The sequence below is a fragment of the Streptomyces sp. NRRL S-920 genome, from assembly GCF_000717945.1.
In the GTDB taxonomy this organism is placed as follows: domain Bacteria; phylum Actinomycetota; class Actinomycetes; order Streptomycetales; family Streptomycetaceae; genus Streptomyces; species Streptomyces alboniger.
On record NZ_JODF01000044.1, the window covers coordinates 17,072 to 30,854 of the forward strand.

Annotated in this window: 16 protein-coding genes; 6 read left to right on the plus strand and 10 right to left on the minus strand. The window is 70.4% G+C overall.

Annotated features, from left to right (window positions below):
- Nucleotides 1–55 precede the first annotated feature (55 nt).
- The 3 genes from IG54_RS0126675 to IG54_RS0126685 all read right to left on the minus strand — a co-directional run bounded on the left by IG54_RS0126675 (nucleotide 56) and on the right by IG54_RS0126685 (nucleotide 1,901).
- Nucleotides 56–271 carry a hypothetical protein gene (locus IG54_RS0126675; protein ID WP_030789610.1) on the minus strand — a complete coding sequence of 72 codons (216 nt, stop codon included), beginning with the start codon at nucleotides 269–271 and terminating at the stop codon, nucleotides 56–58.
- A gap of 192 nt (nucleotides 272–463) precedes the next feature.
- Nucleotides 464–580 carry an SGM_5486 family transporter-associated protein gene (locus tag IG54_RS43490; protein WP_106977094.1) on the minus strand — a complete coding sequence of 39 codons (117 nt, stop codon included), beginning with the start codon at nucleotides 578–580 and terminating at the stop codon, nucleotides 464–466.
- 43 nt (nucleotides 581–623) lie between these two features.
- The gene (locus IG54_RS0126685; protein ID WP_051819990.1) at nucleotides 624–1,901 is read right to left on the minus strand and encodes a CynX/NimT family MFS transporter; all 1,278 of its coding nucleotides are present in this window, start codon (nucleotides 1,899–1,901) and stop codon (nucleotides 624–626) included.
- A 110-nt stretch (nucleotides 1,902–2,011) separates the two neighbouring features.
- On the opposite strand from IG54_RS0126685, the gene IG54_RS0126690 reads away from it, so the two are divergent.
- On the plus strand, nucleotides 2,012–2,692 hold the full coding sequence (locus tag IG54_RS0126690; protein ID WP_030789614.1) for a FadR/GntR family transcriptional regulator: 681 nt from the start codon (nucleotides 2,012–2,014) through the stop codon (nucleotides 2,690–2,692).
- Here the strand turns inward: IG54_RS0126690 and IG54_RS0126695 are convergent.
- From IG54_RS0126695 to fabG, 3 genes are all read right to left on the minus strand, one after another.
- Nucleotides 2,676–3,002: a hypothetical protein gene (locus IG54_RS0126695; protein WP_030789616.1), complete on the minus strand. Its 327-nt coding sequence runs from the start codon at nucleotides 3,000–3,002 to the stop codon at nucleotides 2,676–2,678. The genes IG54_RS0126690 and IG54_RS0126695 overlap by 17 nt on opposite strands.
- A 115-nt stretch (nucleotides 3,003–3,117) precedes the next feature.
- Nucleotides 3,118–3,879 (minus strand): enoyl-ACP reductase FabI, encoded by a 762-nt coding sequence (gene fabI, locus IG54_RS0126700; protein WP_030789618.1) that lies wholly within the window; start codon nucleotides 3,877–3,879, stop codon nucleotides 3,118–3,120.
- 4 nt (nucleotides 3,880–3,883) lie between these two features.
- Complete coding sequence (gene fabG, locus IG54_RS0126705) at nucleotides 3,884–4,603, minus strand: 3-oxoacyl-[acyl-carrier-protein] reductase (RefSeq protein ID WP_030789620.1); 720 nt, start codon at nucleotides 4,601–4,603, stop codon at nucleotides 3,884–3,886.
- A gap of 186 nt (nucleotides 4,604–4,789) precedes the next feature.
- On the opposite strand from fabG, the gene IG54_RS0126710 reads away from it, so the two are divergent.
- From IG54_RS0126710 to tyrS, 3 genes are read left to right on the plus strand one after another with little or no spacing between them, the layout of a single operon-like run.
- A complete protein-coding gene (locus IG54_RS0126710) occupies nucleotides 4,790–6,313 on the plus strand; it encodes a TldD/PmbA family protein (protein WP_030789622.1) in 1,524 nt (507 codons plus the stop codon).
- A complete protein-coding gene (locus IG54_RS0126715; protein WP_030789624.1) occupies nucleotides 6,310–7,704 on the plus strand; it encodes a metallopeptidase TldD-related protein in 1,395 nt (464 codons plus the stop codon). Before IG54_RS0126710 ends, IG54_RS0126715 begins: the two co-directional genes overlap by 4 nt.
- Before the next feature lie 57 nt (nucleotides 7,705–7,761).
- The gene (gene tyrS, locus IG54_RS0126720; protein WP_030789626.1) at nucleotides 7,762–9,030 is read left to right on the plus strand and encodes a tyrosine--tRNA ligase; all 1,269 of its coding nucleotides are present in this window, start codon (nucleotides 7,762–7,764) and stop codon (nucleotides 9,028–9,030) included.
- Nucleotides 9,031–9,126: 96 nt separating this feature from the next.
- On the opposite strand, the gene IG54_RS0126725 is transcribed toward tyrS, so the two are convergent.
- Nucleotides 9,127–9,402 carry a GlsB/YeaQ/YmgE family stress response membrane protein gene (locus IG54_RS0126725; RefSeq protein WP_030789629.1) on the minus strand — a complete coding sequence of 92 codons (276 nt, stop codon included), beginning with the start codon at nucleotides 9,400–9,402 and terminating at the stop codon, nucleotides 9,127–9,129.
- Between the two features lie 222 nt (nucleotides 9,403–9,624).
- Here IG54_RS0126725 and IG54_RS0126730 point away from each other — a divergent pair, with 222 nt between their 5' ends.
- Complete coding sequence (locus tag IG54_RS0126730) at nucleotides 9,625–10,011, plus strand: DUF3099 domain-containing protein (RefSeq protein ID WP_037897779.1); 387 nt, start codon at nucleotides 9,625–9,627, stop codon at nucleotides 10,009–10,011.
- A 188-nt stretch (nucleotides 10,012–10,199) separates the two neighbouring features.
- The gene (locus tag IG54_RS0126735) at nucleotides 10,200–10,415 is read left to right on the plus strand and encodes a hypothetical protein (protein WP_030789635.1); all 216 of its coding nucleotides are present in this window, start codon (nucleotides 10,200–10,202) and stop codon (nucleotides 10,413–10,415) included.
- Between the two features lie 10 nt (nucleotides 10,416–10,425).
- On the opposite strand, the gene moaA is transcribed toward IG54_RS0126735, so the two are convergent.
- From moaA to IG54_RS0126750, 3 genes are all read right to left on the minus strand, one after another.
- Nucleotides 10,426–11,433 carry a GTP 3',8-cyclase MoaA gene (gene moaA / locus IG54_RS0126740; protein WP_030789638.1) on the minus strand — a complete coding sequence of 336 codons (1,008 nt, stop codon included), beginning with the start codon at nucleotides 11,431–11,433 and terminating at the stop codon, nucleotides 10,426–10,428.
- 179 nt (nucleotides 11,434–11,612) lie between these two features.
- Complete coding sequence (locus IG54_RS0126745) at nucleotides 11,613–13,250, minus strand: cation acetate symporter (protein WP_030789641.1); 1,638 nt, start codon at nucleotides 13,248–13,250, stop codon at nucleotides 11,613–11,615.
- On the minus strand, nucleotides 13,247–13,645 hold the full coding sequence (locus IG54_RS0126750; RefSeq protein ID WP_030789644.1) for a DUF485 domain-containing protein: 399 nt from the start codon (nucleotides 13,643–13,645) through the stop codon (nucleotides 13,247–13,249). The genes IG54_RS0126745 and IG54_RS0126750 overlap by 4 nt, the downstream gene beginning before the upstream one ends.
- Nucleotides 13,646–13,783 lie beyond the last annotated feature (138 nt).

Sequence of the window (13,783 nt, forward strand, 5' to 3'; positions counted from 1 at the left end):
CGCGGGTAGTTGACGCGGTCGCCCGGCGTGGAGGACGGCTGTGGCGGGGCGGGGCTCACGGGGCCGTGCGCGAGATCAGCGTCTGTATGTGCTCAAGGAGGCCGGTGACGGCGGGCCCGCTGCTCGCGGCGTGGGCGTCCGCCGGGTTCAGGATCAGCAGGAGCAGGGCCGCGAAGGCGACGGCGGGCAGGGCGATCGCCCACCAGGGGAGCTGGATCTCGGTGCTTCCCGGCTCCGCGGGGTCGCGCCGGGTGTGCGGACGGACCGACATGCCGCCTCCGTGGGCTTCGAGTGCTCCGTGCCGCGTCGTCGCGGGCACATCTCGAAACTAGGCGATCGGCGGCCCTTGGCCCATCCGGAGATCCACCCACTTGACCCTGAGACTGACCCCCTAGGGGATGGGGGTGCTAGCCCCACCATCCGCCGCGCCGGAGCCCGTTCGGAGCACCGCGGGTGTGTCGGTTCACGGCGAGGCGACGGAGGCGACGATGCCGATGATCACGGTGATGGCCAGCATCGCGCCGAGCACGACGAGCAGCTTCTTCTGGCCGTTCTGGGGGTTCGGGTCGAGTACGGGCATACGGTCAGTCTCGCACTCTTCGCCCGTCCCCCTTCCGGCGGGGTCAGGCCGTCTCGGCCCTGGCCGCCACCTCGTCCTCGACCGTGCGGTCGCGGCCCGCGAGGGTGCCGACGACGATCTGCGGCACCATCAGACCCGCCATCAGGGCGATCGGCAGGCCCCAGCCGCCGCTGTGCTGGTAGAGGACGCCCACCAGGAGGGGCCCGGGGATCGAGATGAGGTAGCCGGTGCTCTGCGCGAAGGCGGACAGCTTGGCGACGCCCACGCTGCTCTTGGCCCGCATGCCGACCATCGTGAGGGCGAGCGGGAAGGCGCAGTTGGAGATGCCGAGCAGCAGGGCCCAGGCCCAGGCGCCGCCCGCCGGGGCGAGGTAGAGGCCGGTGTATCCGGCGAGGCCGCAGGCGCCGAGGGCGACCACGACGGGGCCCTGGTGGGTCAGGCGTGTGGCGACCCTGGGGATGACGAACGCCAGCGGCACGCCCATGGCCATCGTGACGGCGAGCAGCACGCCCGCCTCCCCGGCGGGTACGCCCGCGTCGCGGAAGATCTGCGGCATCCAGCCCATCGTGATGTACGCGGCCGTGGCCTGGAGCCCGAAGAAGACGGCGAGCGCCCAGGCGGTGCGGCTGTGGGTGATGCGCAGCGCGCTGTCCTCCTGCCGCACGGTGGCGCTGATGTGCTCCGGGGCCGCGGTGGCCGTGCTCCGGTCGCGGGCGAGCGGGATCCACGGCACGACGGCGACGACGGCGAGCCCGGCCCAGACGGCGAGGCCGGTCTGCCAGCGGCCGCCGAGCGCGTCGGTCATCGGAACCGTGAGGGCCGCGGCGAGCGCGGTGCCGAGTGCGAGGGCCATGGAGTACAGGCCGGTCATGGAGCCGACCCGGTCGGGGAACCAGCGCTTGACGATCACCGGCATCAGGACGTTGCTGACCGCGATGCCCATGAGGGCGAGCGCGGTGGCGGCGAGGAAGCCGGCCGTCCCGCCGACGAAGGGGCGTATCACCAGGCCGGTGGCGATCGCGGCCATGCCGACGCAGACCACCGCGCTGGGGCCGAAGCGCCGGGCGAAGCGCGGCGCCATCACTCCGAAGACCGCGAAGCACAGCGGGGGCACCGAGGTGAGCAGTCCGGCGAGGGTGCCGCTCATGCCGAGGCCGTCGCGCACCTCTTCGAGGAGGGCGCCGAGGCTGGTGATGGCCGGACGGAGGTTGAGGGCCGCGAGGACGATGCCGACGATGACGAGGCGCGTCGCCCACGCGCGCGTGGGGGCCTGTTGCTCCGCCGCTTTGGTATGCGTGGGGGATGTCGCCGCCGGGGTCATCGTCGTGGTTTCCTCGCTAGCCATGAGGCCATCATAGAATCATGGGATGATTGGCTGTCCAATCCGTTGCGGTTCGCGCTGCCGGACCGTGTGCTCGCAGAAGGAACGTCATGCCGCTGACCACTCCCCGCCGTTCCGCGCTCTCCGAGCAGGTCATCTCCGAGCTGCGCAACCAGATCTCCTCGGGCGAGTGGCCGGTCGGCTCCCGCATCCCCACCGAGCCCGAGCTGGTCGAACAGCTGGGCGTGGCCAGGAACACCGTCAGGGAGGCCGTGCGCGCCCTCGCGCACAACGGCCTGCTCGACATCCGGCAGGGCTCGGGCACCTTCGTGATCGCGACCAGCGAGCTTGCGGGCGTGATGCACCGCAGGTTCGCCGACGCGGACCCGCGGCACATCGCCGAGCTGCGCAGCACGCTGGAGTCGAGCGCCGCGAAGCTCGCCGCCGAGCGCCGCACCGAGCGCGACCTCCAGCAGATCGACGGCCTCCTGGCCCGCCGCGAGGAGGTGTGGGCCTCGGGGGACGCGGAGGCCTTCGTGACGGCGGACGCGACCTTCCACATGGCCGTCGTCGCCGCGTCGCACAACGACGTCATGACAGCGCTCTACGCGGACCTCGGCGAGGTCCTGCGCGACTGGCTGCGGGTGGACATCGGCACGGAGCTGACCCCCGAGACGCACATGGACCACGGCCGGCTCGTCGACGCGATCCGCGCGCGGGACGCGGAGGCGGCCGCGACCGAGGCGGCGAGCTATCCGTTCCTGTGCCGCCCGGTCACTTCTGGTGGCTGACCCAGGCCGAACGGACCTCTTTCCAGCACCGCCCGGCCAGCCGCACGGTCTGGGCCGGCCCCGCCTCGACCGGCGCGCTGTCGACGTCGATGTCCCACCACTGGTCGCACTCCACGTGCAGACGGACCCGGTCGGTCTCGGGGTAGGGGTTGTGGCAGTACGCGATCACGGCTGAGCCCGCGACGCCGGTACGGCACTCCGCGCCGAAGGGCCGCGGCTTCGGGGCGGCCTCGCCGAGGGACGCGGCGCCGGACGGCGGCACGGCGACCAACAGGGCGAGAGCGGCGAGCACCGCACCGGAGAGACGCACACTCCAGGGTGCGCGGCACAGCCCCGCCGCCGCCCGGCACGGGGGCCGAACGGGTGACGCCCCGCCTCCCGCGCGCTGCGGGGGACGGGGCGTCATCGACGTACGCGCTACCTGGTCAGGCACCCATCATGTGGACGCCGCCGTCGACGTGGATGATCTCGCCGGTGGTCATCGGGAAGAAGTCCGAGAGCAGCGCGACGATGCCGCGGCCCGCGGGCTCCGGGTCGGCCATGTCCCACTCCAGCGGGGAGCGGGAGTTCCAGATGTCCGCCAGCTCGCCGAAGCCCGGGATGGACTTGGCCGCCATCGAGCCGAGCGGGCCCGCGGAGATCAGGTTGCAGCGGATGTCCTCCTTGCCCAGGTCGCGGGCGAGGTAGCGGCTGGTGGCCTCCAGGGCGGCCTTGGCCGGGCCCATCCAGTCGTACTTGGGCCACGCGTACTGCGCGTCGAAGGTGAGGCCGACGACCGAGGCGCTGTCGCCGAAGAGCGGACGGCAGGCCATCGTGAGCGACTTCAGGGAGTACGCCGAGACGTGCATCGCCGTGGAGACGTCCTCGAAGCTGGCCTCCAGGAAGTTGAAGGCGCCCTGCGGGGCGAAGCCGATGGAGTGGACCATGCCGTCCAGACCGCCCAGCTCCTCGCGGACGACGCCTTCGAGGCGGTCCAGGTGCTCCTGGTTGGTCACGTCCAGCTCGATGACCTTGGCGGGCTTGGGGAGCTTCCTGGCGATGCGCTCGGTGAGGGTGGGCCGCGGGAAGGCGGTCAGGATGACCTCGGCGCCCTGCTCCTGGGCGACCTTGGCCGCGTGGAAGGCGATGGAGGACTCCGTCAGCACACCCGTGATGAGGATGCGCTTGCCGTCGAGAATTCCGCTCATGTGATCAGTGACCCATGCCCAATCCGCCGTCAACGGGGATGACGGCTCCAGTGATGTACGAGGCGTCGTCGGACGCGAGGAACTTGACCGCGGCGGCGATCTCCTCGGGCTGCGCGTAACGGCCGAGCGGCACCTGGGCGACGATGCCCTTGCGCTGCTCGTCCGTCAGCACCTTGGTCATGTCGGTGTCGACAAAACCGGGTGCGACGACGTTGAAGGTGAGGTTGCGCGAGCCCAGCTCGCGGGCGAGGGAGCGCGCGAAGCCGACCAGGCCCGCCTTGGAGGCGGCGTAGTTGGCCTGTCCCGGGCCGCCGTACAGACCCACGACGGAGGAGATCAGGACGACCCGGCCCTTCCTGGCGCGCAGCATGCCGCGGTTGGCGCGCTTGACGACGCGGAAGGTGCCGGTGAGGTTCGTGTCGAGGACGGACGTGAAGTCCTCCTCGGACATGCGCATCAGGAGCTGGTCCTTGGTGATGCCGGCGTTGGCGACCAGGACCTCCACGTTGCCGTGCTTGTCCTCGATCTCCTTGTAGGCCTGCTCCACCTGTTCGGCGTCGGTGATGTCGCACTTGACGGCGAGGACCCCGGCGTCGGTGAGGACCTGCGGCGGCTCGCCCGAGCGGTAGGTGATCGCGACCTTGTCGCCGGCGTCGGCGAAGGCGCGGGCGATGGCGAGGCCGATGCCCCGGTTTCCTCCGGTGACGAGAACCGAGCGGCTCAACGGATCACCCTTTCGATAGCGGTCTGGTACGCCGAAAACCTATCGGTACCTTCCGCGATACGGAGAATCGGCGATCGACAGTGGCGCGGAGGACTCCCTGTCGGGTCCCTACAGAAAGGTCTGGCCGCGCGGCCGTCGGGCGCGACATGATCGGACCTGACCGGTGCCGACAGCAGGGAGACATCCGTGCCTCATTCCATCGATGAAGCCTTCACGGCGTTGCCGCTGCGGGCTCTCGCCGACGCCGCGCTCGCCCGCGCGCGGGCGCTCGGCGCCGACCACGCGGACTTCCGCCTGGAGCGGGTGCGCAGCGCGTCCTTGCGGTTGCGCGACGCCAAACCGTCCGGCTCCTCCGACACCACGGACCTGGGGTACGCGGTCCGTGTGGTGCACGGCGGGACCTGGGGGTTCGCCTCGGGCGTCGGTCTGACGATGGACGCGGCGGCCAAGGTCGCCTCGCGGGCCGTGGCGATGGCGAAGCTGTCGGCGCAGGTCATCGAGGCCGCCGGGTCCGACGAGCGCGTCGAACTGGCGGACGAGCCGGTGCACGCGGACCGGACGTGGGTGTCGTCGTACGAGATCGATCCGTTCTCCGTGCCCGACGAGGAGAAGGCGGGGCTGCTCGCCGACTGGAGCGCGCGGCTCCTCGCCGCGGCGGGGGTCGCGCACGTCGACGCCTCGCTGCTCACCGTGCACGAGAACAAGTTCTACGCGGATACGGCGGGCACGGTGACCACCCAGCAGCGGGTGCGGCTGCACCCGCAGCTCACCGCGGTCGCCGTCGACGAGTCGAGCGGCGAGTTCGACTCGATGCGCACGCTCGCGCCGCCCGCCGGGCGCGGCTGGGAGTACCTCACCGGCACCGGCTGGGACTGGCGGGGCGAGCTGGAGCGCATCCCCGAGCAATTGGCGGAAAAGATGCGGGCGCCGAGCGTGCGGGCCGGCTCGTACGACCTGGTCGTCGATCCGTCGAACCTCTGGCTGACCATCCACGAGTCCATCGGCCACGCCACCGAGCTGGACCGCGCGCTCGGCTACGAAGCGGCGTACGCGGGGACCTCGTTCGCCACCTTCGACCAGCTGGGCAAGCTCGCCTACGGGTCCTCGCTGATGAACGTGACGGGTGACAGGACCGCCGAGCACGGGCTCGCGACCATCGGGTACGACGACGAGGGCGTGGCGGCGCAGTCCTGGGACCTGGTCAAGGACGGCACGCTGGTCGGCTACCAGCTGGACCGGCGCATCGCACGGCTCACCGGCTTCGAGCGCTCGAACGGCTGCGCGTACGCGGACTCCCCCGGCCATGTGCCGGTGCAGCGCATGGCGAACGTCTCGCTCCAGCCGGATCCCGGCGGGCTCTCCACGGAGGACCTGATCGCGGGCGTCGACCGGGGGATCTATGTGGTCGGCGACCGGTCGTGGTCGATCGACATGCAGAGGTACAACTTCCAATTCACGGGGCAGCGCTTCTACCGCATCGAGAACGGGCGGCTCGCCGGGCAGCTGCGCGACGTCGCCTACCAGGCGACGACCACCGACTTCTGGGGCTCCATGGCCGCGGTCGGCGGACCGCAGACCTACGTACTCGGTGGCGCCTTCAACTGCGGAAAGGCCCAGCCGGGCCAGGTCGCCGCGGTCTCGCACGGCTGCCCGTCCGCCCTGTTCCGGGGCGTGAACATTCTGAACACCACGCAGGAGGCCGGTCGATGAGCCGCAGCGTCACCAAGCCGCACGAGATCGTCGAGCGCGCCCTGGAACTGTCCACCGCCGACGGCTGCGTGGTGATCGCCGACGAGGAGTCGTCGGCGAACCTGCGCTGGGCCGGCAACGCGCTGACCACCAACGGCGTCACCCGCGGCCGCACCCTGACCGTCATCGCCACCGTCGACGGCAAAGAAGGCACCGCGACCGGGGTCGTCTCCCGCTCGGCCGTCACGGCGGACGACCTGGAGCCGCTGGTGCGGGCCGCCGAGGAGGCCGCGCGCGGGGCGGGTCCCGCCGAGGACGCGCAGCCGCTGGTGACCGGCACCGCCGCCTCCCCCGATTTCACGGAGGCCCCGGTCGAGACCTCCTCGGCGGTCTTCGCGGACTTCGCCCCCGCGCTCGGCGAGGCCTTCGCACGGGCCCGCGCGGGCGGGCGCGAGCTGTACGGCTTCGCGAATCACGAGTTCGTATCGAGCTATCTCGGTACGTCGACGGGGCTGCGGCTGCGGCACGACCAGCCCAACGGCACCCTCGAACTCAACGCCAAGTCCCCCGACCGTACGAAGTCGGCGTGGGCCGGACGGGCCACGCGTGACTTCAAGGACGTCGACCCGCAGGCCCTCGACGCGGAGCTGGCGCAGCGCCTCGGGTGGGCCCGGCGCCGCGTCGACCTGCCGGCCGGGCGGTACGAGACGCTGCTGCCGCCGACCGCCGTGGCGGATCTGCTGATCTACCAGATCTGGTCGTCCTCGGCCCGGGACGCCGCCGAGGGCCGTACGGTCTTCTCCAAGCCGGGCGGCGCCACGCGGCTCGGCGAGCGGCTGGCCGAACTGCCGCTGACGCTGCGCAGCGACCCGCACGAGCCGGGCCTGGAGTCGGCGCCGTTCGTGCTCGCGCACGCCTCGGGCGGTGACGCGTCGGTGTTCGACAACGGACTGTCGCTCGGCGCCACCGAGTGGATCCGCGACGGTGAGCTGGCGCACCTCACCACCAGCAGGCACACCGCCGCCCTCACCGGGCTGCCGGTGACGCCCGCCATCGACAACCTCGTCCTGGACGGGGGCGGCGACCGCTCCCTGGACGAGATGGTCGCCGCGACCGAGCGCGGACTGCTGCTCACCTGCCTCTGGTACATCCGCGAGGTCGACCCGGCGACCCTGCTGCTCACGGGCCTGACCAGGGACGGCGTCTATCTCGTCGAGCACGGCGAGGTCGTGGGCGAGGTGAACAACTTCCGGTTCAACGAGTCACCGGTCGACCTGCTCGGCCGGGCCTCGGAGGCGGGCCGTACGGAGAAGACGCTGCCGCGCGAGTGGGGCGACTGGTTCACCCGGGCCGCGATGCCCGCGCTGCGCGTCCCGGATTTCAATATGAGTTCGGTCAGCCAGGGCGTATAACCTCGGACCTTGCACATCCGTGCACCCTGTAAGCACTCCCGAGGAGACGCGAGACCCGTGACGGACATCGTCGACGAGCTGAAGTGGCGGGGGCTTTTCTCCCTGTCCACCGATGAGGACGCACTGCGCAAGGCGCTCGCGGACGGTCCCGTCACGTTCTATTGCGGCTTCGACCCCACCGCGGCGAGCCTGCACGTCGGCCACCTCGTGCAGGTGCTCACCGTGCGCCGGCTCCAGCAGGCGGGGCACCGCCCGCTGGCGCTGGTCGGTGGCGCCACGGGCCAGATCGGTGACCCTCGGCCGACCGCCGAGCGCACCCTGAACGACCCGGAGACGGTCGCGAACTGGGTGGCGCGGCTGCGCTCGCAGATCGAGCCGTTCCTGTCCTTCGAGGGCGAGAACGCCGCCGTGATGGTCAACAACCTCGACTGGACCGCGGGCCTGTCCGCGATCGAGTTCCTGCGTGACATCGGCAAGCACTTCCGGGTGAACAAGATGCTCACGAAGGACTCGGTCGCCCGGCGCCTGGAGTCGCAGGAGGGCATCTCCTACACCGAGTTCAGCTACCAGCTCCTCCAGGGCATGGACTTCCTGGAGCTGTACCGGCGCTACGGCTGCACGCTCCAGCAGGGCGGATCCGACCAGTGGGGCAACCTCACGGCCGGCATCGACCTGATCCACCGCCTGGAGCCGGACGCCACGGTCCACGCGCTCGCGACGCCGCTGATGGTCAAGGCGGACGGCACCAAGTTCGGCAAGACCGAGGGCGGCGCCATCTGGCTCGACCCGCGGATGACGACACCGTACGCGTTCTACCAGTTCTGGCTGAACGTGGACGACCGGGACATCTCGACGTACATGCGGATCCTCTCCTTCAAGTCCCGCGAGGAGCTGGAGGAGATCGAGAAACAGACCGAGGAGCGGCCGCAGGCGCGCGCCGCGCAGCGCGCTCTCGCCGAGGAGCTGACGACGCTGGTGCACGGCGCCGACCAGTGCGCCGCGGTCATCGCCGCGTCCAAGGCGCTCTTCGGCCAGGGCGAGCTGACCGATCTCGACGAGGCGACGCTGGCGGCGGCGCTCTCCGAGCTGCCGCGTGTCGAGGTCGCCGAGCTGGGGCCGGTCGTGGACCTGCTCGCCGAGGTCGGCCTGGTGGCGAGCAAGTCGGCCGCCCGGCGCACGGTCAAGGAGGGCGGTGCCTACGTGAACAACGTGAAGGTCGCCGCCGAGGACGCCGTGCCGGCCCGCGAGGACCTGCTGCACGGTCGCTGGCTGGTGCTGCGGCGCGGCAAGAAGAACCTGGCCGCGGTCGAGGTCACGGCGGGCTGATCCCCCGTACGCACGTGAACTCGCGCGTGCGCACGTGAACAAATGCGAACGCATGCGCAGAGGGCCGGTCCGAGTGGACCGGCCCTCTCCGTGCGGCTAGGCCGTCCGTCTGTTGCCGCGCACCATCTTGTAGAGCGCATCACCGATCCCCACGACCACGACCGCCGCGGCCAGCTGCAACGCGTGGCGGCCCCAGTCGATGCCCTTGGTCTCGTTGATGCCGAACTGCGTCGCGAGCCAATTGCCCAGGACGGCTCCGATGATGCCGAACACCGTGGTCAGCCAGATGGGACTGTGCTGCTTTCCGGGCAGGATCGCCTTGGCAATCAGCCCCAGCACGAACCCCACGATGATCGCCCACAACCAGCCCATAGCTGCCTCCTTGTGGCTCTACATGAGCATTACCGCCAGTGTCGGCCCGTGTGCCGTACGGCGCATGTCGGGCGCCCCCATACGTGGCGCGACGCAGCCTGTACACCGAGGTGGGGCCCGCCCCGGTCTCGTAGGCGGCGCAGGCCCGGCGTAACGTGGAGTGAGCCGGGACGGGCAGGCACCCAGGAGAGTCCGGCGCAGCGGACAGGGTGGTGGAACGTGATGCGGAAGCGACACGACGGCCAGGTCTTCCGGATCACGGGGGCCCGCCAGGGACTCGCGGAGGACGTGCGCGGCCGGCAGCGCCGGTATGTGATCTCGATGTCGGTGCGGACCGTCTCCGTCGTCGCCGCCGCCGTGCTGTGGAACGTCGAACGGCACGTGGCCATCGTGGCTCTGGTGCTCGGTGTGCTCCTGCCGTACATCTCCGTGGTGATCGCCAACGCGGGCCGCGAGAGCAACCCCTCGCTTCCGTCGACGTTCGTACCCGCTCCTTCTCGGCCAATGCTCGCGCCGCCCGTCGCGGCCGGTCCCGCGGAATCCGTCCCGGAAGATCCCGTGGGTGCCTCGCACGACCAGCGGCGGGGCCCCGCGCACGGTCGGAACTGACCGTCGACGTTCCGCCAAGCTCAAGAAAACCTCAGATCAATCATGTAGTTCCGGTGCCAGTGACCGGGTCCCCCGTGACATACTTCGTACGCGCTCCGCATCCCCCGTCGGAGCGACAGACCGACGCCGGGCAGCTCCCCCCGTGGCTGCTCGGCGTCGCCTTGTTCGGAACGTTTTTGGACGCGACTGTGAGTGACGAAACGCCGATTTGTTCCGCCAAGGGCTGCCGCGCGGCCGCGGTCTGGGTGCTCGCCTGGAACAACCCGAAGATCCATACGCCGGAGCGGCGCAAGACGTGGCTCGCGTGCGAGGAGCACCGCGAGCACCTCTCCCAATTCCTGGGCGTACGCGGGATGTTGAAGGATGTCGTCCCGCTGGCGGAGTGGGCAGCCCGCGAGGGTTAGGCCCCGGGCCCTAGCCGCCGATCGCCGACATCGGGCGGTCCGGCTGGAGGAACGACGGGTCGTCCAGGCCCGAACCGGCCTTCTTGCCCCACATGGCCTGCTTCCACATGCGGGCGATCGCCTCGTCCGAGCCGTCCGCGCTGCTTTCGGGGGCCGCGCGCAGTGCTCCGCGCAGGTCCGTCTCCTCGGTGGCGAACAGGCAGGTGCGCACCTGGCCATCGGCCGTCAGGCGCGTACGGTCGCAGGCCGAGCAGAAGGGGCGGGTCACCGAGGCGATGACGCCGACGCGGTGCGGGCCGCCGTCGACGAGCCAGCGCTCGGCGGGCGCGGAACCGCGCTCCCCGGAGCCCTCCTCCGTCAGCTCGAAGCGGGTGCGCAGGGACTGGAGGATGTCACCCGCGGTGATCATGCCGTCGCGCTTCCAGCCGTGCTGGGCGTCCAGGGGCATCTGCTCGATGAAGCGCAGTTCGTAGGCGTTCTCGACGGCCCAGGCGAGGAGGTCGGGGGCCTCGTCGTCGTTCAGACCCGGCATCAGGACGGTGTTGACCTTGACCGGGGTGAGGCCCGCGTCGCGTGCCGCTTCGAGGCCTTCGAGGACGTCCTTGTGGCGGTCGCGGCGGGTGAGCGTCTTGAAGACGTCGGGGCGCAGGGTGTCCAGCGAGACGTTGACCCGGTCGAGGCCCGCGGCCTTGAGGGCGCTCGCGGTGCGCTTGAGGCCGATGCCGTTCGTCGTGAGGGACATCTTGGGGCGGGGCTCCAGCTGGGCGCAGCGCTCGACGATCCCGACGAGGCCGGGGCGCAGCAGGGGCTCACCGCCGGTGAAGCGGACCTCGGTGATCCCGAGCCGGGTGACGGCGATCCGCACGAGGCGGACGATCTCGTCGTCAGTGAGCAGGTCCGGCTTGGCCAGCCATTGCAGGCCCTCTTCCGGCATGCAGTACGTGCACCGCAGATTGCAGCGGTCGGTCAGCGAAACGCGCAGGTCAGTAGCGACCCGGCCGTAGGTGTCGATCAGCACTGCGGCCTCCTCCCCCGGCGGTTGGTTGCTCCAGGGGTCCCGCCGGTACGGGGGCCCCACTGCTTTCGACCTTACGCGACACCTCTGACATCACCATGGGCCATTTGCCACGAGGAACGGGGCGGCCGCGTCGTAGGACTCTACGACGCGGCCGCTACGAGCGTGTGAACGATTCCTGGTCAGTGGGCGCCGACGCCGGTGAGGGACTTGACCTCCAGCTCGGCGTACTTGCCCTTGTCCGGTTCCTCCTTGGAGAGGATCGAGCCGAGCCAGCCGAGCAGGAAGCCCAGCGGGATGGAGATGAGGCCCGGGTTCTCCAGCGGGAAGAAGTCGAAGTTCGCGTCGGGGAACATCGAGCTGGGTTTGCCCGAGACGACCGGTGAGAACAGCACCAGGCCGACGGCCGCGGTCAGGCCGCCGTAGATGGACCAGAGCGCGCCCTGGGTGGTGAACCTCTTCCAGAACAGGCTGTAGAGGATGGTCGGCAGGTTCGCGGAGGCGGCGACCGCGAAGGCGAGGGCGACGAGGCCCGCGACGTTCAGGTCGCGGGCCAGGGCGCCGAGCGCGATGGAGACGACTCCGATGAAGACGGTCGCCCAGCGGGCGGCCTTCATCTCCTCCTTCTCGGTGGCCTTGCCCTTGCGGATGACGTTGGCGTAGATGTCGTGCGCGAAGGACGACGACGAGGCCAGGGTCAGGCCCGCGACGACCGCGAGGATCGTGGCGAAGGCGACCGCCGAGATCACCGCGAGCAGGATCGCGCCGCCGGTGGAGTCGCCACCGCCGCCGATCTCCAGCGCGGTGAGCGGGGCCGCCGTGTTGCCCGCCTTGTTGGAGGCGATGATGTCGCCGGGCTTGAGCAGGGCGGCGGCGCCGAAGCCGAGCACGATGGTCATCAGGTAGAAGGCGCCGATGATGCCGATCGCCCAGTTCACGGACTTACGGGCGGCCTTGGCCGTGGGCACGGTGTAGAAGCGGATGAGGATGTGGGGCAGGCCCGCGGTGCCGAGGACCAGGGCGATGCCGAGCGAGATGAAGTCCAGCTTCGAGGTGGCGCTCGCGCCGTACTTGAGCCCGGGCTCCAGGAACGCCGAGCCCTTGCCGCTGTTGGAGGCGGCGGAGCCGAGCAGGTCGGAGATGTTGAAGTTGAACTTCAGCAGGATCAGGAACGTGATGAGCAGCGTGCCCGTGATGAGCAGGACGGCCTTGACCATCTGCACCCAGGTGGTGCCCTTCATGCCGCCGATGGTGACGTAGACGATCATCAGCACGCCGACGAGGGCGACGATGAGGATCTTGCCCGCGTCGGAGGTGATGCCGAGCAGCAGCGAGACCAGGACGCCCGCGCCCGCCATCTGTGCCAGCAGGTAGAAGATCGAGACGACGATGGTGGAGGTGCCGGCGGCCGTACGGACCGGACGCTGGCGCATGCGGTACGCGAGGACGTCACCCATGGTGTAGCGCCCGGAGTTGCGCAGCGGCTCGGCGACCAGGAGCAGCGCCACCAGCCAGGCGACCAGGAAGCCGATGGAGTAGAGGAAGCCGTCGTACCCGAAGAGGGCGATGGCGCCCGCGATGCCGAGGAAGGACGCGGCGGACATGTAGTCGCCGGAGATCGCCAGGCCGTTCTGGAAGCCGGTGAACTGGCGGCCGCCCGCGTAGAAGTCGGCGGCGCTCTTGGTCTGCCGGCCCGCCCAGACGGTGATGAAGAGGGTCGCGACGACGAAGGCGGCGAAGAGGCTGATGATCAGCGGCCGGTGCTGGGAGGCGTCGGACGCCGCCGCGAGGTCGATGACGGCGGGGTGCGCGGGGCTCATGCGTCGCCCTCCATGCGGGACTCCATGCGGGACTCCATACGGGACTTGATCGCCTCGGACTTGGGGTCGAGCTTCGCCGCCGCGTGCCGCGAGTAGAACCAGGCGATGAGGAACGTGGTCAGGAACTGCCCGAGGCCGAGTACCAGGGCGACGTTGATGTTGCCGAACAGCTTGGTGCCCATGAGGCCGCCCGCGTAGTTGGAGAGCAGGACGTACACGAGGTACCAGGTGATGAAGGCGACGGTGAGCGGGAAGGCGAACGAGCGGTGGGTGCGGCGCAGTTCACCGAACTCCGCGCTCTGCTGCACCTCGGCGAACTCCTCCGTGGTGGGCGCGTGGGGAGCGGGTTCTTTTCCTGCGCCACCCTTCGAAGGGGGCGGTGCGTCGGTGGCCACGGAGTCTCCTCGTGGTGCGGGCGGGGTGGGGACGGACAGTTGTTCCATGGAGGTCTGTGCTCTCACATTCCGGCGTGATGCGGATCACGTGAGCCACGGTTGGCGATGCTAAGGCCACAGGCCGTGATCCGACAGGGG

Excerpts from the sequence above, each read along its gene's own strand:
- IG54_RS0126675 (WP_030789610.1), bottom strand. The coding sequence starts at position 271 with ATGTCGGTCCGTCCGCACACCCGGCGCGACCCCGCGGAGCCGGGAAGC.
- IG54_RS43490 (WP_106977094.1), bottom strand. The coding sequence starts at position 580 with ATGCCCGTACTCGACCCGAACCCCCAGAACGGCCAGAAGAAGCTGCTC.
- IG54_RS0126685 (WP_051819990.1), bottom strand. The coding sequence starts at position 1,901 with ATGACCCCGGCGGCGACATCCCCCACGCATACCAAAGCGGCGGAGCAA.
- IG54_RS0126690 (WP_030789614.1), top strand. The coding sequence starts at position 2,012 with ATGCCGCTGACCACTCCCCGCCGTTCCGCGCTCTCCGAGCAGGTCATC.
- fabI (WP_030789618.1), bottom strand. The coding sequence starts at position 3,879 with ATGAGCGGAATTCTCGACGGCAAGCGCATCCTCATCACGGGTGTGCTG.
- IG54_RS0126715 (WP_030789624.1), top strand. The coding sequence starts at position 6,310 with ATGAGCCGCAGCGTCACCAAGCCGCACGAGATCGTCGAGCGCGCCCTG.
- IG54_RS0126725 (WP_030789629.1), bottom strand. The coding sequence starts at position 9,402 with ATGGGCTGGTTGTGGGCGATCATCGTGGGGTTCGTGCTGGGGCTGATT.
- IG54_RS0126730 (WP_037897779.1), top strand. The coding sequence starts at position 9,625 with ATGCGGAAGCGACACGACGGCCAGGTCTTCCGGATCACGGGGGCCCGC.
- IG54_RS0126745 (WP_030789641.1), bottom strand. The coding sequence starts at position 13,250 with ATGAGCCCCGCGCACCCCGCCGTCATCGACCTCGCGGCGGCGTCCGAC.